Source organism: Rhizobium sp. PAMB 3174, assembly GCF_052908375.1.
Genome location: NZ_CM128608.1, coordinates 3,687,913 through 3,714,901 on the forward strand (window position 1 = coordinate 3,687,913; position 26,989 = coordinate 3,714,901).

A 26,989-nucleotide genomic window follows, 5' to 3' on the forward strand; every position below is an offset into this window, starting at 1 on the left:
GTGACTCCTCCGTGGCGCGATCGCTTAGGACTATGCGGAGACTTTGGAATTGACCGGTAGGATGTCGGATCGACGTCACAAGCTTCAACTGTATGGACGCGAGACCCTCCGCAGGGCCCGTCGGCGGTGGGCTTTGCTCGGACGGATGTTGGGCGGCAGCGGGCCGACCGGCGACCGTCTGCTTGTGGCACCGACGGACCTGAGGGCGATCGATTCCTTTGCCGGAAACGAGGTCCTGAACGGGCGATTCGCCCTGGCAGGCTATCTTTTCGATGCCGGCGGCAAGTCGCCGTTCCGTCAGCCGTTGCCTTCCGAAGGATTTGCCGTTCAGCTGCAGTCCTTTTCCTGGCTGCGGCATGTTAGGGCTGACCGTAGCGACGAGGCCTGTGCCAATGTGCGGCGCATCATCGATGACTGGATAGCCGCCAACGGCCGCTACAAGTCCGGCCCCGCCTGGCGCGACGAGGTCGTCGCCCGCCGGGTGACGGCGTGGTTGTCGCATTCGCCGGTCATTCTTCAGGGCGCGGAGCAGGGCTTCTACAAGCGCTTCATGAAGGCGCTGAACGCGCAGATCACCTTTCTCCAGGCAATATCGAAGACGGTGCCCGACGGGGAGAACCGCCTGCTGGTAAAGATCGCGCTGGCGATGATGTCGATCTGCGTTCCAATTCGGGGACGGGTGGTGGCAAGGGCGAGCCGGGATCTCGACCGCGAACTTGAACGCCAGATTCTTGCCGACGGCGGCCATATTTCGCGCAATCCGCGGGCGACGCTCGATCTGCTGATTGATCTCCTGCCGCTTCGCCAGACCTATCTCAATCTCGGCCTGGAAGTGCCGTCGAAGCTGATCCCGGCGATCGACCGCATCTATCCGGCGCTCCGCTTCTTCCGCCACCAGAACGGCGAACTCGCGCTCTTCAACGGTGCCACGGTGACGCCGGCCAACGAACTCGTGTCGGTGCTGCGCTATGACGAAACGGCCGGACAGCCGTTCAAGGCGCTGCCGCATATGGGGTTTCATCGTATGGCGGGCGGCGCGACCACGGTGATCGTCGACACCGGCCATCCGCAGTCTCCCGACCTTTCCAGGGAGGCGCATGCCGGCTGCCTGTCGTTTGAAATGTCGTCGGGCGGCTATCGCTACATCGTCAATGCCGGGCGTCCGGAACTGCCGCAGGAAGACCTGCAGCAGGCGGCAAGGATGACGGCAGCGCATAGCGCGGTGACCCTCAACGACAGCTCGCATGCGGAATTCTCGCATTCCGACTATCTCGGTCCGATCTTCCTGAACGGTGTCACGTCGGTGGAGGTCGAGCGCAAGCAGACCAAGGCCGGCCATGACAGCCTCGCTGCGGTCCATGACGGTTACCTGCCGTCGTTCGGGCTGCTCTGCGGCCGCGAGCTGATGATGAATGCCGAGGGAACGGCCATTGGCGGACGCGACCGGTTCTTTCCGCCGGAAGGTGGCCCGATCGATCCGCAGGAAGGCCATTATGCGGTTGCGCGCTTCCACATTCACCCGGCGATCGTGGCCGAGCAGAAGTCGGCGGATACGGTGCTGCTGAATGCGCCGAATGGAGAGACCTGGCGGTTCTATTCCTTCGGCAATGACATCGTGCTGGCCGAGAGCATCTATTTCGCCGATACCACCGGCATTCGCGGCACCGAGCAGATCGAAATCGGCTTCGATCTCGGCCAGACGCCGGAAATCCGTTGGGAAATTAGCCGGATTCGCTAGGATTCGGCAGAGATCGCCGGTTTTATCTTTCACCAAGCTATGGTAACGCGGCTGCGACTTATCCCTGATCGCCGCCCTTCCCGGGCGATTTCCCCCGTCCGGGGCAAACCGGAGCTCGAACACCATGGCCGTCATCTCGAAGAAAATCCCCGCGCCCGACAAGGTCAAGATCAAGACCGCGCTGCTTTCCGTCTCCGACAAGAGCGGAATCGTGGAACTTGCCCGGACGCTGAGCGAAGGCGGGGTCAGGCTGCTGTCGACCGGCGGCACGCACAAGGCGATCGCCGAAGCCGGCCTGCCGGTGACCGACGTTTCGGAAGTCACAGGCTTTCCGGAAATCATGGGTGGCCGGGTCAAGACGCTGCATCCGAAGGTCCATGGTGGTCTGCTGGCGATCCGCGACGACGAGGAACACCAGGCTGCGATGGCCAAGCACGGCATCGACGCCATCGATCTCGTCGTCATCAACCTCTATCCGTTCGAAAGTGTGCGGGCGGCGGGCGGCGATTACCCGACCACGGTTGAGAACATCGATATCGGCGGACCGGCGATGATCCGCGCCTCTGCCAAGAACCATGCCTATGTGACGATCGTTACCGATCCGGCGGATTATGCGGAGGTGACGGACGCCCTGAAGGCGAACGGCTTCGAGACCGGCTACGCGCTTCGCCAGAACCTTGCTGCCAAGGCATTTGCCCGAACGGCAGCCTATGACGCGGCGATTTCCAACTGGTTTGCCGAAGCGCTCGATATCAAGGCGCCGCGCCACCGTGTAATCGGCGGCGCACTCAAGGAAGAGATGCGTTACGGCGAAAACCCGCACCAGAGCGCCGCCTTCTACGTCACCGGCGAGAACCGTCCGGGCGTCGCGACGGCCACGCTGCTGCAGGGCAAGCAGCTCTCCTACAACAATATCAACGACACGGATGCCGCCTTCGAACTGGTCGCGGAATTCCCGGCTGAGAACGGCCCGGCCTGCGCGATCATCAAGCATGCCAACCCGTGCGGCGTTGCCACTGGGCCGACGCTGAAGGATGCCTATACGCGGGCACTCGCCTGCGATCCGGTATCCGCATTCGGCGGCATCATCGCTCTAAACCAGGTGCTCGATGCCGAGACCGCCGAGGAGATCGTCAAGCTCTTCACGGAAGTCATCATCGCGCCGGAAGTCACCGACGAGGCGAAGGCGATCATTGCCCAGAAGAAGAACCTGCGGCTTCTGACGACGGGAACGCTTCCCGATCCGCGCTCGCCGGCGCTGACCGCCAAGACCGTTTCGGGCGGCCTGCTGGTGCAGACGCGCGACAATGTCATGGTCGAGGACCTTGAGCTCAAGGTGGTGACGAAGCGTGCGCCGACCGCGCAGGAGCTTGAAGACATGAAGTTCGCCTTCAAGATCGCCAAGCATGTGAAGTCGAATGCGGTGATCTATGCGAAGGACGGACAGACCGCCGGTATCGGCGCTGGCCAGATGAGCCGTGTCGATTCAGCCCGTATCGCTGCCATGAAGGCCGAGGATGCTGCCAAGGCCATGGGCCTGGAAACACCGCTGACCCGCGGTGCGGCCGTTGCCTCCGAGGCCTTTTATCCGTTCGCGGACGGCCTGCTGGCCGCCATTGCCGCCGGCGCCACCGCCGTCATCCAGCCGGGCGGCTCGATGCGCGACGAGGAAGTCATCGCCGCCGCCGACGAACACAATGTGGCGATGGTCTTCACCGGCGTTCGCCACTTCCGCCACTAGGCGCATCCGTCATGCGGCAGTCCGGCCGGGCGAACCGGCCGGATATGGCGTTCCGATCAGGATCGCAAGCCCGCCGCACAGGAAGACGAGCAGCATCGCCATGCCAAGATGGGCCGAACCCGTCAGGTAGGCGACCAGCGAGAAGCTTGCGGTCGCCATGAAGCTCGTGGCGCGACCGGAGAGCGCGTAGATGCCGAAATAGCGGCCGGCCTCGTCGAGCGAGATGCTGCGGGCGAGATAGGAGCGCGATGACGCCTGTACCGGGCCGAAGGCCAGGCCGATCAGCACACCGTAGAGAATATAGGCCTTCTCCGCCGCCGTCGCGAAGATGCCGCCATTGTCCACCATCGACAGATGAACGAGGCCGAACAGGGTGTAGCCCGGTCCGGTGGATATGATGCCGGCGGTGGCGACCGTCAGGCAGACAAGGCTGGAAAGTACGGTCACCTTTGAGCCGAAGATCCGGTCGATGGCGCTAGCCGCCCAGCAGCCGCCGATCGCGACGACATTGAGGATGATGCCGTAGATGCCGATTTCCATCGTCGCCCAGCCGAACATGCCAGCCGCAAAGGCGCCGCCGAGGAAGAGAAGGCCGTTGACGCCGTCCTGGTAGATCATCCGCGCGACCAGGAAACGCAGGATGGCGGGCCGGCCTCGCAACTCCTTCAGGGTCGACTTCAGGTCCGACAGGCCGTGGCGGACCGCAGCGCCGAGCGCTTCGCCCTTTTTCGCATCGGGGGTGAAGAAGAACATCGGCATGATGAAGATGAAGTACCAGACGGCCGAAATCGGACCAGTGACGCGGGCGTCTTCGCCGGCTGCCGCGTCGAGGCCGAAGAGCGGCTTGGCGCCGAGGATGGTCAGCCCCGTCTCGGGGCTTCCGGCGAGGAAAAGCACCAGGAAAATCAGGACGATCATGCCGCCGAGATAGCCGAGCCCCCAGGCGATGTTGGATATCCTGCCGACATTTTCGGTGGAGACCAAACGCGGCATCATAGAGTCGTTGAAGACGATGGAGAATTCCGCGGAAATCGACGCCAGGATCATGAAGATGACCGGATAGATCAGCGGCGAGCCCGGGGCGGCAAACCAGAGCATGAACAGGCTGGCGATCTTGATCGTCGCGAAGAAGGCGATCCATGGCTTTCGCGCTCCGCTGCGGTCGGCAATCGAGCCGAGGATGGGCGAGAGGATGGCAATGACGATCGAGGCGATCGTGCCCATGTTGCTCCATACCGTCTGCGCCGACACGGGATCGGTCGTCAGGCGGGAGACGAAATAGGGGCCGAATATGAAGGTGGTGACCACCGTGAAGAACGGCTGGGCGGCCCAATCGAAGAACATCCAGCCCAATACGCCTCTGCGCGTGGCCGGCGCAGCGTGAGCCAGTGCATCGGATGCTGAATTCAAGGCATGTCTCCGGACGAGCGACCGCCGGGGCAGGCGGCCGGGTGACGTTCAGCCGCCTGCCGGAAGTCCGCTTTGGCGGCGCTCCCTGCGGACGGCGTGTCAGACAGTCTCACCTGGAGGCGGTTTGCGCAAGGTCGTTCAGGATGCCCGCGGCGACGGCCACCTTGGCGAGCGTCGGATCGGCCTTGTCTCCCAGAATGCGCAGTTCCGCAGCCATGCGCTCGATTGCCCCCTTGTCGGCGGAAATCCAGGCGCTGACCGGTGATTTGTGGTTCGGGTTGCCGGTCATGGCGGCCACGGCGATGCGGCGGCGCGCCGATGCGATCTGATCGAGGCAGCGCACCAGCGCGAGGGTGTCGTAATGGTCGGCGGTGACCACCCTGTTGCCGGAGACGATCAACTGGTCGACATGAAGTGCCTTGCCGGCCTCGAAGAAGGCGATGGCCGCCCGCTGCAGGCTTTGCGCCGAATCCGTGGCGATCTCGATGATGTCGGGGATGACGAGAAGGCCGCGCAGGGCGGCAATTTCCTTCGCCAGTTCTTCCGGAACACCGGCATCGATCATGCGCGCTTCACGCTCCCCGATTCCCGTGGCGATCTCCTCGGAAATCAGCGTCGGAATCACCGACTTGAGCTTCTTCACCGCAGCCTTGATGGCGTCGACGTGCTCGGCCATGCCGTTCGCCGACACGCCGGTCTTGGCAAGGATCTGCGTCGCCATGGCGTGCACGGCGCAGATTTCCGCGTAGATCGCGTTCTGCTGGCTGCCGTCAATGGCGCCGTCGAGCTTGTGGGTTTCCTCCCAGAGGCGGGTCAGGTCAAAGCCGTCGCGCACGACCGCCGCGGCCTTGACGATATCGGCGGACGTGGCGCCCGTGGCATCACCGATCTGCACGATGAAGCCCGGTCCGCCCCAGTTGATCGTCTCGTTGCCCAGCAGGGTAGATATGATTTCCCGGCGCAGACGGTGCCCGGCGATGTCCTGGGCGTAGGTGCGCTGCATCTTCTGCGGAAAATAGCCGGCAAGAAGATCGGCGAAATAGGGATCGTCCGGCAGGTCGCTCGCCACCAGTTCGTCGAAGAGGACGATCTTGGCATAGGACAGCAGCACGCCGATTTCCGAGCGCGTCAGCGTCTTGCCGCTGGCGTAGCGCTCGGTCATTGCGGCATCGTCCGGCAGGGTTTCGACATGGCGGTCGAGATGGCCGTCGGCTTCCAGCACATTCATCAGGCGGCCGAGTTCCTGGCCGTTCGCGGCACCCTTGTCGGCGGTCAGCGAAATGGCGAGCGTCTGCAGGTAATTGTTGCTGAGCACCAGCTCTGCGACTTCCGGCGTCATGGAGGCGAGCAGCGTATTGCGCTTTTCGCGCGTCAGCCGTTCGTCGCGCATGGCGCTTGCGAGCGCGATCTTGATGTTGACCTCGACGTCGGAGGAATTCACGCCGGCCGAGTTGTCGATGGCGTCGGAGTTGCAGCGGCCGCCCTTGAGCCCGTAGACGATGCGGCCCTTCTGCGTGACGCCGAGATTGGCGCCTTCGCCGATGACCCGGGCGCGGACATCGCCGCCATTGATGCGGATCGGATCGTTGGCGCGGTCGCCGACTTCGGCGTCGGTCTCCTCGGGCGCCTTGATATAGGTGCCGATGCCGCCGAACCAGAGGAGATCGGCCGGTGCCTTCAGGATCGCCGTCATGATCTCGAACGGCGTCGCAACGGTCTTGTTGAGGTCGATCGCGGCTGCGGCCTCCGCGGTCAGCTTCACCGACTTCTCGGCGCGGGAAATGATCATTCCGCCCTTGGAAAGCAGGTCCTTGTTGTAGTCCTGCCAGCTGGAGCGGCCGAGATTGAACAGGCGCTTGCGCTCGGCAAGCGAGGTCGCCGGATTGGGGTCCGGATCGATGAAGATGTCGCGATGGTCGAAGGCGCCGAGCAGGCGGATCTTCGGCGACAGAAGCATGCCGTTGCCGAACACGTCGCCCGACATGTCGCCGACGCCCACGACAGTAAACGGCGTCGTCTGGATATCCGTTCCCATTTCGCGGAAATGGCGCTTCACGGCTTCCCAGGCGCCGCGGGCGGTGATCCCCATCTTCTTGTGGTCGTAGCCGGCGGAACCGCCCGAGGCGAAGGCGTCATCCAGCCAGAAGCCGGCTTCCTGCGCCAGCGCATTGGCGGTGTCGGAGAAGGTGGCGGTTCCCTTGTCCGCGGCGACGACGAAATAGGGATCGTCGCCGTCGAGGCGGATCGTGTCGGCCGGACCGACGACATCATTGCCGTCGATGTTATCGGTGATCGACAGCATCGTGCGGATGAAGGTCTTGTAGGCCTCGCGGCCGGCGTTGAAGACCTCGTCACGGCTGCCGCCTGCCGGCAGCTGCTTCGGATAGAAGCCGCCCTTGGCGCCGACGGGGACGATCACCGCATTCTTGACCTGCTGGGCTTTCACGAGGCCGAGTACCTCGGTGCGGTAATCCTGCGCGCGGTCAGACCAGCGCAGGCCGCCGCGGGCAACCTTGCCGAAGCGCAGATGCACGCCCTCGACCTCGACGCCGTAGACGAAGATTTCGCGGAAGGGGCGGGGATTGGGAAGCCCTTCCAGGGCCGCCGGGTCAAGCTTGAAGGCGAGCACGGGCTTCGGCTTGCCATCGGGGCCGGTCTGGAAATAGTTGGTCCGCAGCGTCGCCATGATCGCATTCATGAAGCGCCGCAGGATGCGGTCCTCGTCGAGGTTCGGTACGGAAGAGAGGCTTTCCTCGATCTTCTCGGTCAGGGCTTCCGTTCGCCGTGCGCGCGTCTTGTCCGAGGCAGCCGGGTCCATCCGCTCCTTGAAGAGGGTGAACAGGTCGGCTGCGATATCGGGGTATTTGTTGAGGGTTTCGGCGAGATAGCCCTGCGAATAGGTGATCCCGGTCTGGCGCAGATAGCGGGCATAGGCGCGCAGGACATTTGCTTCGCGTGCCTGAAGTCCGGCTCCGAGGATCAGCCGGTTGAAGATGTCGTCATCGACCGTGCCGGCGAAGGCGGCGATGAAGGCTTCCTTCAGCGCTGCCCCCCGCCGCTCCAGGTCGACATTCCGGCCGTCCTGCGGTTCCAGTTCCATGTCGTGGAGGACGATCACCTGGTTGCTGTCGTCGCCGGTCGAGACGTGGAGTTCGAACGTGCGCTCGCTGATGACGTTGAAGCCCAGATGCTCGAGCAAGGGGACGCGGCGCGAGAGCGCGAGATGGGAGTTGGCATGGAAGATCTTCAGCGACAGGATGTCGCCGTGATCACTGGCGCTCTTGTAGAAGTCGATGCTGATTTCGGCGCCGTTGCGGCAGGCGATCACATGCGGAAGGTCGGCAACCGCCTCTTCCGGCGTGAAGGCTTCCTGAAAGGCCTGGTTGGTTTCGATGCGCGGCGCCTTGGAGCCGGCGAGCTGGGCGAAGCGGACATCCCAGCGGCTGGCGATCTCCCTGACGGCCTCTTCCAGCTTCGCCTGCGGCACCCGCGGCGTCTTGCCGGTCGAGCGGCCGATGATGAAGTGCACGCGCGCAACGCCGCCCTCCGGGAAGGCCGGGTAGTAAGCGGAAACGCGGCCGTCGTAGACGGTCTTGAAGTAATTGCCGATCTTCTCGCGGACGGCCGAATTGTATTCGTCCCTCGGCACATAGACGAGAAGCGAGACGAAGCGATCGAAATGGTCGATGCGTGGCAGGACCCGCACGCGCGGCCGTTCGCTCAGGTCGTTGATCTGCTCGCAGAAGCGGGCGAGCAAGGGCGCGTCGATCTGGAACAGATCGTCGCGCGGATAGGTTTCCAGCGTGTTCATCAGCATCTTGCCGGAATGGCTCTGCGGGTCGAAGCCGAAATGATCGACGACCTTCTGCACCTTGGAGCGCAGAAGAGGAATTTCCGAGGTCGCCTGGGTGTAGGCGGTGGAGGTGAAGAGACCGACGATGCGTAACTCGCCGATGACGTTACCGTCCTTGTCGAAGCGCTTGACGCCGACATAATCCATGTATGCGCGCCGGTGGACGACCGATTTCACATTTGCCTTGGTGACGATCAGGAAGTCCGGTCCGTCGAGGAATTCGAGGATTTCCGGGGTCGTGGTTACGGCCTCCGGTCCCTGGCGCAGGACGAGGACGTCGGGATCGGAGAGAAGACCGAGGCCTTGTCCCTGATCGCGCTCCACCTTCGCGCTCGCACCGCTGCCGGAATAGACGTAGTCGCGCATGCCGAGGAAGGTGAAGTTCTCGTCACGCAGCCAGGTGAGGAAGGCCAGCGCTTCGTCGCGATCGGATTTCTTCCGGCTGGCATTGTAGGCGGCAAGCTCCTCCATGGCGGTGTCGAGCTTGGAAAGCATCGGGCGCCAGTCGCGGACTGCCAGATGGACCTGCGAGAGGACGTGATAGAGTCGGGTGACCAGCTGTTCGGCCTGTTCCCGGGCGAGCAGCGGCAGGTGCAGCTGGATATGGCTGACGCGGGTTTCCGATTGCGACTTCTGGCCGGGCTGGGAGAGGACGACGCTTCCGTCGGCCGATACCTCGAGGATCGGGTGAACCGCGAGAAAGAGATCACGGTGGTTCTGCGAGACCTCGGTCATGACGGAATCGTAGAGGAACGGCATGTTGCGGTCGGTGATGCACAGAACGCTTGCCGCCTGTCCACCGGGCTCCACCCCTTCGACCTGAGAGATTGTTATCCGGGTGTTTTCCCCGTCCCAGCTGAAGATTTCGCCGGCGGCGTGCACGGCGGAGCGGGCGAGCATGTCAGCGGAGTAATGCTCCAGGTCGTCATTGCTGGCTCGTCCAAACAGGTAGGCGGGGTCGATATGGGGCGCACCGCTTTCCTTGGCGAGGGCGCGGGCCTGTTCGATAAGCCGTTCGTGTCTGGAGCTGTTCCGCGAAGCCATTTAGACGTCCTCCCGTGACGATTTCGGATAAAATCCGCAAATTTTGGGCTGAATTCGCTTCAGTCGCGTTCTGGAATCTGCATTTTCCCAGTCATAACGTCGATTTTCCCTCAAAGTCGAGCGCCTTTTCTCCTCCGCCATGATTGAATCGATTTGACTTATGCAAATAATCGTAAGGCTGACGAAGGTGTTGACATCGGCCGCCTAATGGGTTGATGAGCCTTAACGTGTTTGTGGTGCCCCCGATGTCAGACGTCTCTCCGGCCGTACTCGTCATATCCAGCCATGTGGTTCGCGGCTCCGTTGGAAACCGGGCTGCGGCCTTTGCTCTGGAGGCGCTCGGCCATCCCGTATGGGCCATGCCCACCGTCGTGCTGCCCTGGCATCCGGGCCATGGGCCGGCCACGCGGCTCTCGTTCGCACCGGACGATTTCGAGCGGGCGCTGGATGATCTGGCGAATTCGCCACGGGCAGGGGAGATCAAGGCGGTCCTGACCGGCTATTTCGCCAATGAGCAGCAGGTTCACTCCGCCGCCCGCCTGATCCGTGCGCTTCGGGCCCGGCGACCTGACCTCTTTTATGTCTGCGATCCGGTGATGGGCGATTTCGGTGGCCTTTACATCCCCGAGGCGACCGCGGCAGCCGTCCGAGACCAGTTGATCCCGCTTGCCTCGCTCGCCACGCCCAACCGGTTCGAACTTGGCTGGATGGCCGGCGCTTCGCTGGAAACCAATGCCGCCGTCATCGATGCCGCGCTGTCGCTCGGGCCGGCGCAGGTGCTGGCGACCTCGGCGGTTGCCATGATGAAGGGCAGCACCGGCAACCTTTTCCTGTCGGGCCGGCATGCCCTGATGGCCGAGCACCGGGCCATCGAAGGATCTCCGAACGGGCTGGGGGATCTGCTCGCCGCTCTCATGCTGTCGCGCCTCGTCAAGGGCGAGGACGAGGAGCGGGCGCTGCAGATGGCGACGTCCAGTGTTTTCGAAGTGGCCGCCCGTGCCGTCAAGCGCGGCAGCGACGAACTGATGCTGGAGACGGATATCGCCAGCCTCTCCACGCCGATGGCGATGGTGCAGATGCGCCGGCTTCATCATCCGGCCAAAAGCCGCTAGAACCATTCCAAACAGACCAAGAACAGGGATCAAAAATCATGCTGCGTTTTCCCAAGAGGCTGCTCGATGGCTACAACGACTTCATGGGCGGCCGTTATCATGACGAGCGCGATCGGTACAAAGCTTTGGCCGAGCAGGGCCAGAAGCCGCAGACGCTGGTCATTGCCTGTTGTGACTCCCGCGCCGCGCCGGAAACCATCTTCAATTGCGGGCCAGGCGAACTGTTCGTGATCCGGAATGTCGCCAACATGGTTCCGCCCTACGAGCCGGACGGCAACTATCATTCCACCTCCGCGGCGCTGGAATTCGCCGTGCAGTCGCTGAGGGTCAAGGACATCCTGGTGATGGGACACGGGCGTTGCGGCGGCATCAATGCCGCGCTCAACCCGGATGGCGAACCGCTTTCTCCCGGTGACTTCATCGGCAAGTGGATGGGAATGCTGAGGCCGACCGCGGCGCAGATCATCGGCAATACGCTGATGACGACATCGGAACGGCAGACCGCGCTCGAGCGGGTGTCGATCCGTAACTCGCTTGCGAATCTCCGAACCTTTCCCTGTGTCAAGATCCTGGAAGACAAGGGGAAGATCCAGCTGCATGGCGCCTGGTTTGACATTTCGACCGGCGAGCTTTGGGTGATGGACGCCGATACCGGCGATTTCATTCGTCCCAACGCATAACCGGCCCGCAAGGGGCCGGTCATCATCTCGTTTCAATTGTAATGGCGGCGGCCCTTACTGGGCGCTGTCGATCTGCTGACCGATATAGGCGATCGCCTGCTGGTAGACGCCGGCGGCGTTCCAGCCCTGGATCGCACCGAAATTGGCCTGGCCGGGCTGATAGCCGGCGCCGCGACGCCAGCCGTGGCCGACGAGGAAGTTGGCCGTCGAGGCAAGAGCGTCGGCACGCGAACCGATCAGGTCGACGCTGCGGTTGCCGTCGCCGCTGACACCGTAGCGGATGACGTTGCGCGGCAGAAACTGCGTCTGGCCGATTTCGCCATGGGCGGCGCCGCGTGCCGACGGGCTGAGGTAGCCCTTCTGGACGAGTTCCAGAGCCGCATAGAGCTGGTCGGTGAAGAAGGCCGAGCGGCGGCAGTCGAAAGCGAGCGTCGTGACAGCGGACAGGGTGTGCTGGTTGCCCTGGAAGCCGCCGAAGCCGGTTTCCATGCCCCAGATGGCTATCAGCGGACCGGCCGGCACGCCGTAGCGGCTTTCGATGGCCGCAAACAGCGAGGCGTTGGCGCGCTTGACCTGCTTGCCGCGCGAGATGATCGACGCACCGCCGCGCTTGCGCATGAACTGGTCGAAGGAGAGCTTGAAGCTGTGCTGGCCGCGATCGGCACGGATCGTCGGGACGTTGTACTTGACGCCCGAGAAGGCCTTGTTCAGCGTGGATGAGCTGATGCCGCGCGATTGCGCCTGCTGCTTGAAATCCTGAACCCAGTTGTCGAATCCGGCCGAGGTATTGCCGCATTTTGCTGCCGCCGATGCGCCGGAAACGGTGGTCAGAAGTGTTGCGGCTGCCAGTGCGGCGCTCGCAAGTATCGTTTTTACTGCTCGCATGAAATTCTCCTGGGGGATTCGGAAATTCGGCGGAAACATGCCAGTTTACCGGGTTTCTGTCACCACTGCCCTACTCCGAGAGCGTTAAAAAATGGCGCATTCTCCGGCCTGTGTTGCGATATATTGACACGTAAAAGAAAAGGCGGCCTCCGGGGCCGCCTTTGGAACGTGTTTTTCTTCGCCGAAGGGTCAGGCGGCCTTCTTCTTGGCGCTGATCAGACCGCGATTGACGAGCAGCTCGGCAATCTGGATGGCATTCAGTGCCGCGCCCTTGCGCAGGTTGTCGGAGACGACCCAGATGTTGAGGCCGTTCTCGACGGTTGCGTCCTCGCGGATGCGGGAGATGTAGGTCGCATCTTCGCCGGCGGATTCGTAAGGCGTGATGTAGCCGCCGTTTTCATGCTTGTCGATCACGAGGCAACCCGGGGCTTCGCGCAGGATGTCACGGGCCTGATCGGCCGTGATCTCGTTTTCGAACTCGATGTTGACCGATTCCGAATGGCCGATGAAGACCGGTACGCGCACGGCCGTGCAGGTGACCTTGATCTTCGGGTCGAGCATCTTCTTGGTTTCGGCCAGGACCTTCCATTCTTCCTTCGTGTAGCCGTCTTCCATGAACACGTCGATGTGCGGGATGACGTTGAAGGCTATGCGCTTGGTGAACTTCTTGTTCTCGATCGGGTCGGCGACGAAGACGGCGCGGGTCTGGTTGAAGAGTTCGTCCATGCCTTCCTTGCCAGCACCCGAGACGGACTGGTAGGTCGAGACGACGACGCGCTTGATCTTGGCCGCATCGTGCAGCGGCTTCAGGGCGACGACGAGCTGGGCGGTTGAGCAATTCGGGTTGGCAATGATGTTCTTCTTCTTGAAGCCGACGATGGCGTCCGGGTTTACTTCCGGAACGATCAACGGAACCTCGGAATCGTAACGCCAGGCCGAGGAGTTGTCGATGACGACGCAGCCCTGTTCGCCGATCTTCGGGGACCACTTCTTCGATACGTCGCCGCCGGCCGACATGAGGCAGATGTCGGTGTCGGAGAAGTCATAGGTTTCAAGGTTTTTGACCGTGAGCGTCTTGTCGCCGAAGGACACTTCGGTGCCGATGGAGCGGCTGGAAGCCAGCGCTACAACCTCGTCGGCGGGGAAACCGCGCTCGGCAAGGATCGTCAGCATTTCACGTCCAACATTGCCGGTTGCGCCGGCGACTGCAATTTTGAAACCCATTTTCCTGCTCTCTTTTCTGCCTCTCCTCGGTCGGTTTGGAGGTGAACGACCGCATGTTGCGGCGTTCCGTCCCCGGCTTACCGGGGAGAGAGCGGCAGGCCGAAGGACGTCAGACGGTTTTCGTCGTTTTCGTTTTGGCCTTGGTTTTGGTCACGAAAAGGGAACATGCGGCGACATGCGCTTCAAGCGCGTCTTGGCCGGCAATGTCAAAGCGGTCTTGCATAGGACGGTTCCCTTTCAAGCCGAGGTAATACGAGCATTTTTGCAGGAGTCAAGTGGTCCGTTTGGCCTTCCAGGCGCGGATACCGCTGAAGAGCGGCAGTCGGGGTGCCGGTATGCCGTGCCGGTCGATCAGGAACACCAGGCCGTAGCGGGAGAAGACGGCGGCCATCATGAAGGAGAACCAGCTTCCATAGGCGAGGCCGGCGATCACGTCGCTCGGATAATGAGCGCCGACGATGACGCGGGTCATGCCGAAGAAGACCGCAATCAGGAAAAAGGCGATGCGGTAGCGCGGGGCGAGCAGCGCGAAGGCCATGAAGAGCGCGCCGATGGTGGTCGCATGGCCCGAGGGGAAGCTCTCGAAGCGGCTGCCGCTGAAGGCAGAGAAGTGAAACGGACCCAGATCGTCGAAATAGATCGGGCGAGCCCGGCCGATGATGCGCTTGATGATGTTGGCCGAAAGACCGGAGAGCGCGATGGACAGAAAGACATAGGCGGCGAGATTGGCGTACATCAGGGCGCGAATGCCCTGGCGCGTGCGGTTTCTCCACCATGCCGCCGTTCCGGCGATGAGGATGAATGCGCTGAGGAAAAGGATCCAGCCGGATTTGCCGACATCGGTGATGTCGCTGCCAAGCGCCCGGGTGAAGGCGGGCAGTTCCCGTGCCGACATGCCCAAGGGGATATCCAGCGTCAGTGCGGCGATGAAGACGAGACCGGCGGTGACGGCAAGAGTCTGGCGCCAATAGAGATTGGGAAACAGCGTGCAATTGCGGCGCTTGCGCCCTTCAAGCCAATTCTGCCATTCACGGAAAGATGCCTGCAAGGATTTCTCGCCTCACCTGTTTTTATCAAGTTCTGTCAAGGCCGCGGAGCAATGATTCACGTGAAACTTTTGTTTCCCGCGGCGCGCTCCCCCAACAGATAGGGAAGCGCGCGCATGGAAAACAAGGGATCAGGCGGAAAGTGTCTTGAATTCCGCCAGAATGGCGTCGCCCATCTCCGTGGTGCCGACCTGGCGGCAACCTTCACCCATGATGTCGCCGGTGCGAATGCCGCTGTCGAGGACGTTGGCGATTGCCTTTTCGAGATTGTCGGCTTCGGTGACCATGTTGAACGAATACCGCAGGCACATGGCGAACGAGGCGATCATGGCGATCGGGTTGGCAATGCCCTTACCGGCGATATCCGGTGCGGAGCCGTGCACGGGTTCGTAGAGCGCCTTGCGCTTGCCGGTCTTGGCATCCGGTGCGCCGAGCGAGGCCGACGGCAGCATGCCGAGCGAACCGGTCAGCATGGCGGCGACGTCTGAGAGCATGTCTCCGAACAGGTTGTCCGTCACGATGACGTCGAATTGTTTCGGAGCCCGAACGAGCTGCATGCCGCCGGCATCCGCCAGCATGTGGTCCAGCTTCACGTCGGAATACTTCGCCTTGTGGGTTTCGGTGACCACCTGGTTCCACAGCACGCCGGACTTCATGACGTTGCGCTTTTCCATCGAGCACACCGCATTCTTGCGGGTGCGGGCCAGTTCGAAGGCGACCGAGGCGATGCGCTCGATTTCATAGGTGTCGTAGACTTGGGTGTCGACGGCGCGCTTCTGGCCGTTGCCGAGATCGGTGATCGTCTTCGGCTCGCCGAAATAGACGCCGCCCGTCAGTTCGCGGACGATCAGGATGTCGAGGCCTTCGACCAGTTCCGGCTTCAGGGAGGAGGCATTAGCCAGCGCCGGATAGCAGATGGCCGGGCGCAGGTTTGCGAAGAGCTCCAGATCCTTGCGCAGGCGCAGGAGGCCGGCCTCGGGGCGAACTTCGTAGGGCACGCTGTCCCACTTGGGTCCGCCGACTGCGCCGAACAGGACGGCGTCGGCGGCAAGCGCCTTCTGCATGTCGCCTTCGGAGATCGCCGCGCCATGGGCGTCGTAGGCGCAACCGCCGACCAGGCCTTCGTCGGTTTCGAAGCCGGCGTTCATCTCGCTGTTCATGTAGGCGATGACCTTGCGGACTTCGGCCATGGCTTCCGGACCGATCCCGTCGCCGGGCAGGAGAAACAGATTGCGGACGGTCATGAGGGCACCTTTTTTGACTGAAAATGAGGAGTTGGCGGTTCATAAACGGCGTCAGGGGGCTTTTCAAGCCGGATAGCGGCCTTCGCCGTACGGCGCGGTACGTTTCGGGGGCAATCTCAGCGGGGTCATTACCGGCTGGGTCCCCGCGCGGCTGAATTTATTCGCGGCAATGCGGGAACCTCGGTGCGGGTTGTGCGTTGCTGTCTTGGCGCGCTCTGTGTGCTCTGCCTAAAATTGTCACAGAAATGCGCCAGGCTAAAAAATAGCCATTATCCCTTGATGATGAACAGAGGAGCATCTAGCCTTAATCATCATGACATCAGAAAATTCAGATTACCTAAGCCGCATTCTACTCATTTCAACACACGGTTACGTCGCCGCCGATCCGCCGCTCGGCGCGGCAGACACGGGCGGGCAGGTCGTTTACGTCATCGAACTTGCCAAGAAGCTGGCGCAGCTCGGCTTTGCCGTCGACATCTTCACTAGGCGGTTCGAGGACCAGCCGGAAATCGACGAGGTCGACAAGAACGTCCGCGTCGTGCGCATTCCCTGCGGCGGCCGCGAATTCATTCCCAAGGAATACCTGCACCGCCACCTGATGGAGTGGTGCGAGAAGGCGATCCGCTACATCAAGCAGAACAATCTGCAGTACTTCTTCATCAACAGCCATTACTGGGATGCGGGCGTGGCCGGCCAGCGGCTTTCCGAATCCTTCTCCATTCCGCACATCCACACGCCGCACTCGCTCGGCATGTGGAAGAAGCGCCAGATGGAGACCGATTATCCGGACAAGGCAGACCAGTTCGAGACGGAATTCAACTTTTCCGAACGCATTCGCCATGAGCTGATCATCTATCGCAGCTGCGACATGGTGGTGGCGACGACGCCCGTGCAGCTCGACATGCTGATCAACGACTACAGTCTCAGCCGCGAGGCTGTGCACATGATTCCGCCGGGCTATGACGACAACCGTTTCTTCCCGGTGTCGGAAGCAACGCGGCAGATGCTGCGCAAGAAGGTCGGTTTCGAGGGCAAGACCGTGCTGGCGCTCGGCCGGCTGGCGACCAACAAGGGCTACGACCTACTGATCGACGGCTTCTCCGTGCTGGCCGACCGCGTCCCGGACGCGCATCTGCATCTCGCCGTCGGCGGCGAGAATATGGACGAACACGAACGCTCGATTCTCGACAAGCTGAAGGCTCAAGTCAGCACACTTGGTCTCGATAGCCGGGTAACGTTTGCCGGATTCATCGCCGACGAAGATCTGCCGGATTACTATCGCGCGGCCGATATGTTCGTGCTTTCAAGCCGATACGAGCCTTTCGGCATGACCGCAATCGAAGCGATGGCCAGCGGCACGCCGACCGTGGTGACGGTGCATGGCGGGCTCTTCCGGGCGATCAGCTACGGCCGCCATGGCCTGTTTGCCGATCCTTTCGACAAGGAGGATCTGGGCATCACCATGATGAAACCCTTCAAGCATGCGCGGCTCTATGGCCGGCTTTCGCGCATGGGCGCGCACAAATCCCGCAGCCTGTTTACCTGGACCGGCATCGCCCAGCAGCTGATCGCGCTGGTCGAGGGGCGTCCCATGCGCCAGGCCATGGCGCATGACAAGGAATGGGCCGAACCCTGGCACGATGACGACTGATGACGATACGGCTGTTTTCCTCCGACCTCGACGGCACGCTGCTCGGCAACACGCTGGCAGTTTTGCGGTTTCGCGATTTCTGGCAATCCCTTGATCCGGAGTCGCGGCCGTTGCTGGTCTATAACAGCGGCCGGCTGATCGACGATATGGAGGACGTCGTGGCGGAGGAAGGCCTGCCGCCTCCGGATATCTATATCGGCGGCGTCGGCACCATGCTCTCCGGCGACCATCCGGACGTCGACCGGGCCGGTTTTCTATCGATGCTCGGTGAGGATTTCGACGTGATGGCGATCGACGAGGTGATGCGGAGTATTCCCGGCATCGAGCGGCAGCCGGAACGCTACCAGCACGGCCACAAGTCCAGCTGGTATCTGCGCGACGCCGACGAAGCGGAAATTCAGGATATTGAACAGCGGCTGCAGGAGGCCGGCTATGCGGCAAGGCTCGTCTATTCGAGCAGCCGCGATCTCGATGTCCTTCCCGACCGGGCCGACAAGGGCGAGGCGCTGACCTGGCTATGCGACAGCCTCGGCATCAGCCTAGGCCAGGTCGTCGTCGCCGGCGACAGCGGCAATGATGCCGGCATGTTCCGCCTGTCGGAGGTGCGCGGCGTGGTCGTCGGCAATGCGCTGCCGGAACTGGTGGCCCTCACGTCGAAAGACAACCGCTATTACCGCGCGAAGGCGCATATGGCCGATGGCGTGATCGAGGGACTGAAACACTGGGGCGTCGGCCAATAAAAAACCGGCCCGCCGTTTCCGATGGGCCGGTCCGTTCCTGACATCCGCCGGGCTTCAGGCCCAGGGATGAACTTCGGCGTTCTTCTTTTCGAACGTGTCGATCGACGAGACCTTTTCCAGCGTCAGGCCAATGTCGTCGAGGCCGTTCAGCAGGCAGTGGCGCTTGAATTCGTCGATCTCGAAGGAGATCTTGCCGCCATCCGGACCGGTGATTTCCTGGCTCTCCAGATCGACCGTCAGCACGGCGTTGGCGCCGCGGCTTGCGTCGTCGAGAAGCTTTTCCAGCTCTTCCGGCGTCACCTTGATCGGCAGGATGCCGTTCTTGAAGCAGTTGTTGTAGAAGATGTCGGCGAAGCTCGTCGAGATGACGCAGCGGATGCCGAAGTCGAGAAGCGCCCACGGGGCATGCTCGCGCGAGGAGCCGCAGCCGAAATTGTCGCCTGCGACAAGAATCTGGGCTTTCTGGTAGGCCGGCTTGTTCAGCACGAAATCGGGGTTGAGCGAGCCGTCGTCAAGGTAACGGGCTTCCGCGAAAAGACCCGTGCCGAGGCCGGTGCGCTTGATCGTCTTCAGGTAATCCTTCGGAATGATCATGTCGGTGTCGATATTGACGACCGGGTAGGGTGCGGCGACGCCGGTGAGTTTGACGAACTTGTCCATAAGCCCTTCCTGCCTTCTCATACATGAACCGGACGGCGCCTTATGACCGTCCGGAATTTCAGTTGCCCCGGCAATAGAGCAAAATCGGGCAAAAATGAAGAAAAAACTTCTTCTCGCTCAAAGGTCGATGATGGTGCCGCGACCGTCGTTCCAGATGCGCATCCGGTCTTCCTCGCGACCTTTGGCGGTGCGGGCGTGAACGTGGGCCGGCTTCAGGCGAAGGGAGATGGCGCGGCCGATCATCACGAGGGCGAGAATGCCGGTGAAGGCAACCGTCAGCGACGCCGCGAAAACGAACGTCAGGCCGACAAGGGCGGCTCCGGCAACGGTGAGGAGGATGGCGCGAATGTTCTGCATCGGGAAAAATCCTTTCATGATGAGCAATGTGAGATTTCATTGCGGCGCTTTCAAGAGGGATGCGGCCATTTGTCGGAGCTTGCGCGGCGCGGCAAAGCTTGGCATGACTTTGTCATGATGCCTTCAGCGCCCATTCACCCCGTCCGTATCCGCCGCTCGGTGCTTTGCGTGCCCGCGGCCAACCAGCGGGCGATCGCCAAGGTCGCCTCGCTTGGCTGCGATGCCGTGATCTTCGACCTCGAGGATTCCGTCGCCCCGGAGATGAAGGTCGAGGCGCGGCAAAATCTCTTGGACGCACTGACCGACAGGCCCGCCGGCGCAATGGAAACGATCATCCGCGTCAACGAGCCGGGGACCGCGTTTCATACCGCCGACATGGACTGCGTTCTTGCCTGCCGGCCCGATGCCGTCCTCATCCCGAAGGTCGAGGAGCCGGAGGATATCTTCGCCGTGCTCGACCGCCTGGCCGAGGCCGATGCGCCGGAAAGCCTGCGCATCTGGGCGATGATCGAGACCCCCAAGGCGATCCTGAACCTGACGGCGCTCGCGGCGTCCGGCCTTACGCAGGCGTCACGGCTCGATTGCCTCGTCGTCGGGCTCAACGACCTGCGCAAGTCGACCGGCGTCCCGCCGGAGCCCTCCCGCTCCTATCTCGTCCCCTGGCTGATGCAGACAGTGCTGGCGGCGCGGGCCTATGGCCTCGACGTGATCGACAGCGTTTCCAACGATTTCAAGGATCTCGGCGCCTTTGCCGCCGAATGCGCGCAGGGCCGGGCCATGGGGTTTGATGGCAAGATGCTCATTCATCCGGCCCAGATCGGCCCGGCCAATGCGGCGTTCGGACCCAGCGACCTGGCGCTTCGGGAAGCCGAGGCGATCATTGCCGCGTTCGCCGTGCCGGAAGCGGCGGGCATGGGCGTCATCAACATGGACGGGCGCATGGTCGAGCGGCTGCATCTTGCCGAAGCCGAAGTCCTCGTCCATAAGGCGCGCATGATTGCCGAACGCAAAAAGGCCTGACGATGAAACTCTATCGCTTTCTGACCGGTCCGGACGATGCTTCCTTCTGCCACAAGGTGACGGCGGCCCTGAACCAGGGCTGGTCGCTCGCCGGTTCCCCGACCTATGCGTTCAATGCAGAGGCCGGCGTCATGCAATGCGGGCAGGCGGTCGTGAAGGATGTTCACGGCAAGGACTACCAGCCCGACATGAAGCTTTCCGAGCAATAGCTGCGCGGTAAGCTTCAGCGGCTGATCGTATCGGCGGTTTCCTCGATGCGCTGCATGTCGTCGTCGCTCAGGCCGAAATGGTGGCCGATCTCATGGATCAGCACATGGGTGACGATGTCGCCCAGCGTCTCGTCATTCTCGGCCCAGTAGTCGAGGATCGGACGGCGGTAGAGCGTTATGTGGTTCGGCAGCTCACCGGTTTCGAGCGAGAAGCGCTCGGAAATGCCACGGCCTTCGAACAGGCCGAGCAGATCGAACGGTGTTTCCAGCGCCATGTCCTCGAAAACCTCGTCCGTCGGGAAATCGGTCACCTCGATCACGAGGTTGCCGGTCAGCTGGCGAAACTCCTCGGGAAGATTGCCATAGGCCTCTATGGCCAGCGACTCGAAGACGCTGATCGTCGGCGCGTGGCTGTCCCGCCAGTTTTCACTCAAGTCAATGCGGGCCATGTATGCTCCTTGTCATGGCGCTCATATAGCGTTTCCTGCAGATCATTTCGAGACCCTGTCCGGCAGCAGGCCAAAATCCTGAGATTTTGGTTGACTCTTTTCGAGCGCTCTGGAATCCATAAGAACATAACGGGAACATTTGGACCGTAGAGTGCGCAACGCTCCGGGCCGGTTCTGTAAACGTCAAAATTTCCAAGGAGTGAACGTCATGGCAGAGCTGGCCGTGGCGCGGCAGACTGTTGCTGCCCTGCAGGCAGAGATCGATCGCATCGAAGGGCGTGGCGCCGTGGTCGCCGCCGCGCGCAGCGATGCCGCCTGGCAGAAGCGCCAGGAGACGCCGGATCCGGTCGTGCCTCTGGGCATCGCCGAGGTTGATGAGCAACTCCAGGGCGGCCTGCCGTCCTCGGGGCTCGTTGAGCTGCGTTCCGAGCGGTTGTCCGGGGCGGCGGCCGCTAGTGGCTTCGCGCTTGCCGTCTGCGCGCTGATGCAGGCGAGGCTGGAGGCGAAGGGCGGCCATGGGCGCCTGATCTGGATTGCCGATGCCATGGCCGGACGAGAGGCGGGCCTGCCCTATGCCGCCGGGCTCAAGGATTTCGGCCTGCGGCCGGAGAGCCTGCTTTATGCGGCGTCGCGCCAACTGGAGGAAACCCTCTGGTTGACGGAAACGGCGCTCGCTAGCGGCTCGTTTTCCGCCGTCGTCCTGGAGGTCTGCGGCAATCCCAGGCATTTCGGCCTGACGGAAAGCCGCCGCCTGCATTTGCGGGCGCGGGAGGCGTGCGTCCCCCTGCTTCTCGTCCGGCAGGGCGGAGAGGAGGAGGCGAGCAGCGCGCTCCTGCGCCTCAATGTCCGCCCGGCGCCGTCCGGCCTGCGCGGGCTTTCCGACGGAAGCCGGCTGGAGGCGAGCCTTGGCCATCCCGCCTTTCGTCTTACCGTCGAAAAAAGCCATCACGCGATCCTTGCCGAGTTCGAACTGGAGTGGAACCCCGATGACCGTCAGTTTTTCCGCCCTGCCTCTCATGCCGCCGCCGTTTCCGTCCCGGCGGGATCAACGCATTCTGGCACTGGTGTTTCCGCATCTGCCGACGGATCGCATCGCCCGCAGGCGCTGGGGGCTGTCCTGGCGTTCGACAGGGCGTCCTGATCATCCGCCGGTCGCCTGCGTGGCCAAGCTCAACAACGCCATGCGGGTGACGGCGCTCGATGAGGTGGCGGAACGGATGGGCTTCAAGCGCGGCCAGGGCGCGGCGGAGGCGCGCGCCATGTCGCCCGACCTCGATGTCATTGCCGCCGACGAGGCCGCCGACCTGCGCTTCCTGGAGGCCATTGCCGACTGGTGCGACCGGTATACGCCGCTTGTGGCGCTGGATCAGCCGGACGGTCTTTTTCTGGACATCACCGGCTGCGCCCATCTCTTCGGCGGCGAGCAGGCCCTGCTTGAGGATATTCTCACACGGCTTTTCCATATGGGGCTCGATGTGCGTGGCGCGATCGCCCCCTCGCCGGGGCTCGCCTGGGCCTGTTCGCGCTTTGGCGGGCCGGCGGTTTCGTTTCAGGGGGACGAGGCCAGGATCCTCGCTCCGATGCCGCTTGCCTGTCTGCGCCTATCGGCGGAGACGCTTCTGGCGCTTTCTAAGTCGGGGCTCAAGCGGGTCGGCGACATTCTCGGGGCACCCCGCGCGCCTCTGGCCCGACGGTTCGGTCCCGAACCGCTCCTCAGGCTCGACCAGGCATTGGGATCGGTGGGGGAATCGGTGTCGCCGCGCCGTCCGGTCGCCATCTTGTCCGCCGAGCGGCGGCTCTCCGAACCGGTCGGCGATGAGGACGATCTTCTCCATCTCGCCGGACAGCTGGCGGGCTCCCTGAAATCCGGCTTCGAGGCGCGCGGAGAGGGCGGATTGCAGTTCGAGCTGCTCCTCTTCCGGGTCGACGGCAAGGTGTTCCGCATTCTTGCCGGCGCTTCCCTGCCGATCCGCGAGGCGCCGCGCATCGGCGCGCTCTTCAAGGAACGCTTTACGGCCCTGCATGAGAGCTATGATGCCGGCTACGGCTTCGAGATGCTGCGGCTCAACGTGCTGCAGGCAGCGCCCTGCCGTGAGCAGCAGCCGGATTTTACCGGCGAGGAGGATGAGGGCCGGTCGTTTGCCGCCTTCGTCGACCGGGTGAGCGCCCGGCTGGGCGCCGATTGCCTGAGGGTGCCGATGACGCGGGAAAGCCATTGGCCGGAGCGCGCCTCCGTCCTGATGCCGGCAGGCGAGGCCGCCGACTGTCTGTCCGCCGTCGGGCAGCCCCGCCCGCCGCCCTTCAGGGCCGAGCGGCCGCTGCGCATCTTCCGCCACCCCGAACCGGTGGAGGCGATGGCCGACGTGCCCGAGGGGCCGCCCGTCCATTTCCGCTGGCGCCGGGCCCTTCACCGGGTTCTGCGAGCCGAGGGGCCCGAGCGGCTGGCGGCCGAATGGTGGATTGATGGCGAGGCGCATCCGACCCGCGACTATTTCCGGATCGAGGATGAAGCCGGGCGCCGCTTCTGGCTCTTCAGGGAAGGGCTTTACGAGCGGGAAGCCGGCGTGCCGCGCTGGTTCCTGCACGGAGTTTTCGCATGAATGCGGATCAGGGGTTTGCCGAGCTCGGCCTGAAGAGCAATTTTTCCTTTCTGGAGGGCGCGTCGCATCCGGAAGAACTGGCCGTGACGGCGGCGCGAATGAAGCTTGCCGGCTTCGGTCTCGCCGACCGGAACACGGTGGCCGGTGTCGTTCGAGCGCATCTGATGGCGAAGGAGGAGAACATTCCCTATCAGCCGGGCGCCCGGCTGGTGTTTTCCGACGGCACGCCGGACATTCTCGCCTATCCGAAGAACCGCAGGGGCTGGGGGCATCTCTGCCGTCTTCTGACCCAAGGCAATCTGCGTTCGAAGAAGGGGGACTGTACGCTTCATGAAAGCGATCTCTTCGAATGGGCGGACGATCTGCTTCTCGCGGTCCTGCCGGACCGCGATGCGGGCTTTGACGATCTGCTGGCTTTCCTGTCGCGGCTTCGTCGGCGAGCCGGTAGTGATGCCTATCTGGCGCTGGTTCCCCATTATGACGGGCGGGATCGCGAGATCTTTGCCGGCCTTGCCCGGTTGGCCCAGTCAGCCGGATTGAAGCTGCTGGCCACCAATGATGCCCTCTATCACCAGCCCGAGCGTCGCCCGCTTGCCGACGTGGTGACGGCGATCCGCGAGCATGTGACGGTTACCGCCGCCGGTCATCTGCTGTCGCCCAATGCCGAGCGGCATCTGAAGCGGCCGCAGGAGATGACGCGGATTTTCCGGCACTATCCCGAGGCGGTCGCCAACAGCCTTGAATTCTTCGGCAAGCTGCAATTCTCGCTGGAGGAGTTGAAATACGAATATCCGGACGAGTCGGTCGCGGGTGAAACGCCGGCCGAGACCTTGCGGCGTCTCACCTATGAGGGTGCGGCGGAACGCTATCCGGATGGTCTTCCGGAGCGGGTGCACCGGCAGATCGAGCATGAGCTCGCTCTGGTGGGAGAGCTTCGCTACGAGCCCTATTTCCTGACGGTGTGGGATATCGTGCGTTATGCCCGCTCCCAGGGCATTCTTTGCCAGGGGCGCGGCTCGGCAGCCAATTCGACGATCTGCTTCTGCCTGAAGATCACCGAAGTCGATCCGACCCTGACGGATCTCCTGTTCGAGCGTTTCATCTCGCCGGAACGCGGCGAGCCGCCGGATATCGACGTCGATTTCGAGCACGCCCGTCGTGAGGAGGTCATCCAGTATATCTACGCGAAATACGGCCGGGACCGGGCCGGGCTGGCGGCCACCGTGATCTGCTACCGCATGCGCTCGGCTGGCCGCGAGGTCGCCAAGGTCTTCGGCCTGTCGGAGGATGTGCAGTCAGCGCTTTCCGGCAGCATCTGGGGCTGGTCGTCGTCCGATTTCACCGAACGGGAAGCGAAGGCCGCAGGGCTGTCGATGGCGGACAAGGTCACGCAACGGGTTCTCGGCTATGCCACGGCCCTCATGAGCTTCCCGCGGCATCTTTCCCAGCATGTCGGCGGCTTCGTCATTACCCGTTCACGGCTGGACGAGGTCGTGCCGCTGATGAACACGGCGATGGAGGGGCGGACCATGGTCGAGTGGGACAAGGACGATCTCGACGCGCTCGGCATCCTGAAGATCGACATCCTGGCGCTCGGCATGCTGACCTGCATGGCCAAGGCCTTCCATATGCTGGCGCTCCATTACGACCGGAAACTGACGCTTGCGACCATTCCGCAAAAGGAGGAGCAGGTTTACGACATGATCTGCCGGGCCGATACGCTCGGTGTCTTCCAGATCGAAAGCCGCGCACAGATGAGCATGCTGCCGCGGCTCAAGCCCCGCTGTTTCTACGATCTGGTGATCGAGGTGGCGATCGTCCGCCCGGGTCCCATCCAGGGCAACATGGTGCACCCCTACCTCCGGCGCCGGCAAGAGAAGGAGAAGGTGACCTATCCCAAGGAGGAGCTGCGCGAGGTGCTGGGCCGCACGCTCGGCGTGCCGCTCTTCCAGGAACAGGCGATGAAGATCGCGATCGTCGCGGCCGGCTTCACGCCGGGCGAGGCCGACAAGCTGCGCCGCGCCATGGCGACGTTCCGCCGGGTCGGAACCATTCACACCTTCCGCCAGAAGATGATCGACGGGATGGTCGCCAAGGGCTACGAGGCGGAGTTTGCCGAGCGCTGCTTCCAGCAGATCGAAGGTTTCGGCGAATACGGCTTTCCCGAAAGCCATGCGGCCTCCTTCGCCCTCCTGGTCTATGCCTCGTGCTGGATGAAGGCGCATTATCCGGATGTCTTCTGCGCGGCCATGCTGAATTCGCAGCCGATGGGGTTTTATGCCCCGGCCCAGCTGGTGCGCGATGCGCGCGAGCATGGTGTGGATATCCGCCCGGTGGACATTAACCGGTCCTGCTGGGATTCGATCCTTGAGGACGGCGTTTTCGATCCGGTGAGGACCGAGCGGCGGCATGCCGAGATGCGCGGGACGATCCGCACGCGCAAGGCGCTGCGCCTTGGTTTCCGGCAGATCAAGGGGCTTTCGCAGGATGACATGACGGCGCTCGCCGCCAATCGAGGGGCGGGGTATGATTCCGTCCGCGATCTCTGGCTGCGTTCCGGATTGTCGAAGTCGGTGATCGAGCGGCTAGCCGATGCCGATTGTTTCCGCTCCATCGGCCTCGGCCGGCGAGAGGCGCTCTGGGCCGTGCGTGCGCTTGACGGGCAGAGTGCGGCCGAACGCTTGCCGCTGTTCGAAAATGCCGGCGGCGGCGACCTGCAGAAGGAGGCGGAGATGCAACTGCCGACCATGCCGCCCGGCGAGGAAGTGCTGAACGACTACCGCTACCTGTCGCTGTCATTGAAGGCGCACCCGGTCTCCTTCCTGCGCTGCGTCTTTAATGCCGATCGCATCACGATCAACCGGGACCTGGAGACGACAGCGAACGGTCGCATGGTGTCGGTGGCCGGCCTCGTGCTCGTGCGGCAGCGGCCGGGATCCGCCAAGGGGGTCATCTTCATGACGCTGGAGGACGAAACCGGTGTCGCCAACACCATTGTCTGGCCGAAGGTATTCGAGACCTATCGGCCGGTGGTCATGGGCTCGAGGCTGGTCAAGGTGACGGGCCGGCTGCAGAAGGCGGACGGCGTGATCCACGTGGTGGCAAACCGCATCGAGAACCTCAGCCCCCTGCTTTCGCTATTGGAGGAAAAGGGGGCCGGCATCGACTGCCTGGCCCGTGCCGACGAGGTCCGAAAGCCGCAGATGTCCCGGCAATTCGGCACGCCGCGGCAATCTTACGCAGGTCTTCTGGGCAAGGACAAAGGCGAGGATCAACGTGCGCTGGAAGGGCTGATGCCGAAGGGGCGCAACTTCCACTGACGAGTG

General features: G+C 62.9%; 20 protein-coding genes. 11 read left to right on the forward strand and 9 right to left on the reverse strand.

Features of this window, described 5'->3' with window-relative positions:
- The first annotated feature begins 61 nt into the window (after positions 1–61).
- Both ACU5AY_RS17700 and purH read left to right on the forward strand, forming a co-directional pair.
- Positions 62–1,738: a heparinase II/III family protein gene (locus tag ACU5AY_RS17700; protein ID WP_446827182.1), complete on the forward strand. Its 1,677-nt coding sequence runs from the start codon at positions 62–64 to the stop codon at positions 1,736–1,738.
- Positions 1,739–1,862: 124 nt separating this feature from the next.
- Entirely contained in the window at positions 1,863–3,479 is a 1,617-nt protein-coding gene (purH, locus tag ACU5AY_RS17705) for a bifunctional phosphoribosylaminoimidazolecarboxamide formyltransferase/IMP cyclohydrolase (protein WP_446827183.1), read from the forward strand.
- 9 nt (positions 3,480–3,488) lie between these two features.
- Here the strand turns inward: purH and ACU5AY_RS17710 are convergent, their stop codons facing one another.
- Positions 3,489–4,823, reverse strand: coding sequence for an MFS transporter (locus tag ACU5AY_RS17710; protein WP_446829052.1), 1,335 nt, complete (start codon positions 4,821–4,823; stop codon positions 3,489–3,491).
- A 175-nt stretch (positions 4,824–4,998) separates the two neighbouring features.
- Positions 4,999–9,786: an NAD-glutamate dehydrogenase gene (locus tag ACU5AY_RS17715; RefSeq protein WP_446827184.1), complete on the reverse strand. Its 4,788-nt coding sequence runs from the start codon at positions 9,784–9,786 to the stop codon at positions 4,999–5,001.
- Between the two features lie 245 nt (positions 9,787–10,031).
- Between ACU5AY_RS17715 and pdxY the strand changes: the two genes are divergently transcribed.
- Both pdxY and ACU5AY_RS17725 read left to right on the forward strand, forming a co-directional pair.
- Positions 10,032–10,898: a pyridoxal kinase PdxY gene (pdxY, locus tag ACU5AY_RS17720; protein ID WP_446827185.1), complete on the forward strand. Its 867-nt coding sequence runs from the start codon at positions 10,032–10,034 to the stop codon at positions 10,896–10,898.
- A 38-nt stretch (positions 10,899–10,936) separates the two neighbouring features.
- Entirely contained in the window at positions 10,937–11,578 is a 642-nt protein-coding gene (locus ACU5AY_RS17725; protein ID WP_446822389.1) for a carbonic anhydrase, read from the forward strand.
- A gap of 54 nt (positions 11,579–11,632) precedes the next feature.
- On the opposite strand, the gene ACU5AY_RS17730 is transcribed toward ACU5AY_RS17725, so the two are convergent.
- The 4 genes from ACU5AY_RS17730 to leuB form a co-directional block, all read right to left on the reverse strand.
- Complete coding sequence (locus ACU5AY_RS17730) at positions 11,633–12,463, reverse strand: lytic murein transglycosylase (RefSeq protein WP_446827186.1); 831 nt, start codon at positions 12,461–12,463, stop codon at positions 11,633–11,635.
- Between the two features lie 189 nt (positions 12,464–12,652).
- The gene (locus tag ACU5AY_RS17735; RefSeq protein ID WP_446822391.1) at positions 12,653–13,687 is read right to left on the reverse strand and encodes an aspartate-semialdehyde dehydrogenase; all 1,035 of its coding nucleotides are present in this window, start codon (positions 13,685–13,687) and stop codon (positions 12,653–12,655) included.
- A 271-nt stretch (positions 13,688–13,958) separates the two neighbouring features.
- Complete coding sequence (gene lpxE / locus ACU5AY_RS17740; RefSeq protein WP_446827187.1) at positions 13,959–14,735, reverse strand: lipid A 1-phosphatase LpxE; 777 nt, start codon at positions 14,733–14,735, stop codon at positions 13,959–13,961.
- A 129-nt stretch (positions 14,736–14,864) separates the two neighbouring features.
- Positions 14,865–15,977, reverse strand: a complete 1,113-nt coding sequence (gene leuB, locus ACU5AY_RS17745) for a 3-isopropylmalate dehydrogenase (RefSeq protein WP_446827188.1) — start codon at positions 15,975–15,977, stop codon at positions 14,865–14,867.
- A 313-nt stretch (positions 15,978–16,290) separates the two neighbouring features.
- Between leuB and ACU5AY_RS17750 the strand changes: the two genes are divergently transcribed.
- Both ACU5AY_RS17750 and ACU5AY_RS17755 read left to right on the forward strand, forming a co-directional pair.
- A complete protein-coding gene (locus ACU5AY_RS17750; protein WP_446822394.1) occupies positions 16,291–17,628 on the forward strand; it encodes a glycosyltransferase family 4 protein in 1,338 nt (445 codons plus the stop codon).
- On the forward strand, positions 17,628–18,368 hold the full coding sequence (locus ACU5AY_RS17755) for an HAD-IIB family hydrolase (protein ID WP_446827189.1): 741 nt from the start codon (positions 17,628–17,630) through the stop codon (positions 18,366–18,368). The genes ACU5AY_RS17750 and ACU5AY_RS17755 overlap by 1 nt, the downstream gene beginning before the upstream one ends.
- A gap of 54 nt (positions 18,369–18,422) precedes the next feature.
- Here the strand turns inward: ACU5AY_RS17755 and leuD are convergent, their stop codons facing one another.
- Positions 18,423–19,028 carry a 3-isopropylmalate dehydratase small subunit gene (gene leuD / locus ACU5AY_RS17760; protein ID WP_446822396.1) on the reverse strand — a complete coding sequence of 202 codons (606 nt, stop codon included), beginning with the start codon at positions 19,026–19,028 and terminating at the stop codon, positions 18,423–18,425.
- Between the two features lie 117 nt (positions 19,029–19,145).
- Positions 19,146–19,385: a hypothetical protein gene (locus tag ACU5AY_RS17765; RefSeq protein ID WP_446827190.1), complete on the reverse strand. Its 240-nt coding sequence runs from the start codon at positions 19,383–19,385 to the stop codon at positions 19,146–19,148.
- Between the two features lie 114 nt (positions 19,386–19,499).
- On the opposite strand from ACU5AY_RS17765, the gene ACU5AY_RS17770 reads away from it, so the two are divergent.
- Together ACU5AY_RS17770 and ACU5AY_RS17775 are read left to right on the forward strand one after the other, a co-directional pair.
- Positions 19,500–20,405: an HpcH/HpaI aldolase/citrate lyase family protein gene (locus ACU5AY_RS17770; RefSeq protein ID WP_446827191.1), complete on the forward strand. Its 906-nt coding sequence runs from the start codon at positions 19,500–19,502 to the stop codon at positions 20,403–20,405.
- A 2-nt stretch (positions 20,406–20,407) separates the two neighbouring features.
- Complete coding sequence (locus tag ACU5AY_RS17775) at positions 20,408–20,614, forward strand: DUF1737 domain-containing protein (protein WP_446822399.1); 207 nt, start codon at positions 20,408–20,410, stop codon at positions 20,612–20,614.
- A gap of 14 nt (positions 20,615–20,628) precedes the next feature.
- Here ACU5AY_RS17775 and ACU5AY_RS17780 read toward each other — a convergent pair whose 3' ends face one another.
- Positions 20,629–21,063, reverse strand: coding sequence for a metallopeptidase family protein (locus tag ACU5AY_RS17780; RefSeq protein WP_446822400.1), 435 nt, complete (start codon positions 21,061–21,063; stop codon positions 20,629–20,631).
- A gap of 208 nt (positions 21,064–21,271) precedes the next feature.
- On the opposite strand from ACU5AY_RS17780, the gene ACU5AY_RS17785 reads away from it, so the two are divergent.
- Genes ACU5AY_RS17785 through ACU5AY_RS17795 form a run of 3 tightly spaced genes read left to right on the forward strand, consistent with a single transcriptional unit; the run spans position 21,272 to position 26,983 of the window.
- Positions 21,272–22,204 (forward strand): ImuA family protein, encoded by a 933-nt coding sequence (locus tag ACU5AY_RS17785; RefSeq protein WP_446827192.1) that lies wholly within the window; start codon positions 21,272–21,274, stop codon positions 22,202–22,204.
- Positions 22,128–23,663, forward strand: a complete 1,536-nt coding sequence (locus tag ACU5AY_RS17790) for a Y-family DNA polymerase (RefSeq protein WP_446829053.1) — start codon at positions 22,128–22,130, stop codon at positions 23,661–23,663. Before ACU5AY_RS17785 ends, ACU5AY_RS17790 begins: the two co-directional genes overlap by 77 nt.
- Complete coding sequence (locus tag ACU5AY_RS17795) at positions 23,660–26,983, forward strand: error-prone DNA polymerase (protein WP_446827193.1); 3,324 nt, start codon at positions 23,660–23,662, stop codon at positions 26,981–26,983. The genes ACU5AY_RS17790 and ACU5AY_RS17795 overlap by 4 nt, the downstream gene beginning before the upstream one ends.
- The last annotated feature ends 6 nt before the right edge of the window (positions 26,984–26,989 follow it).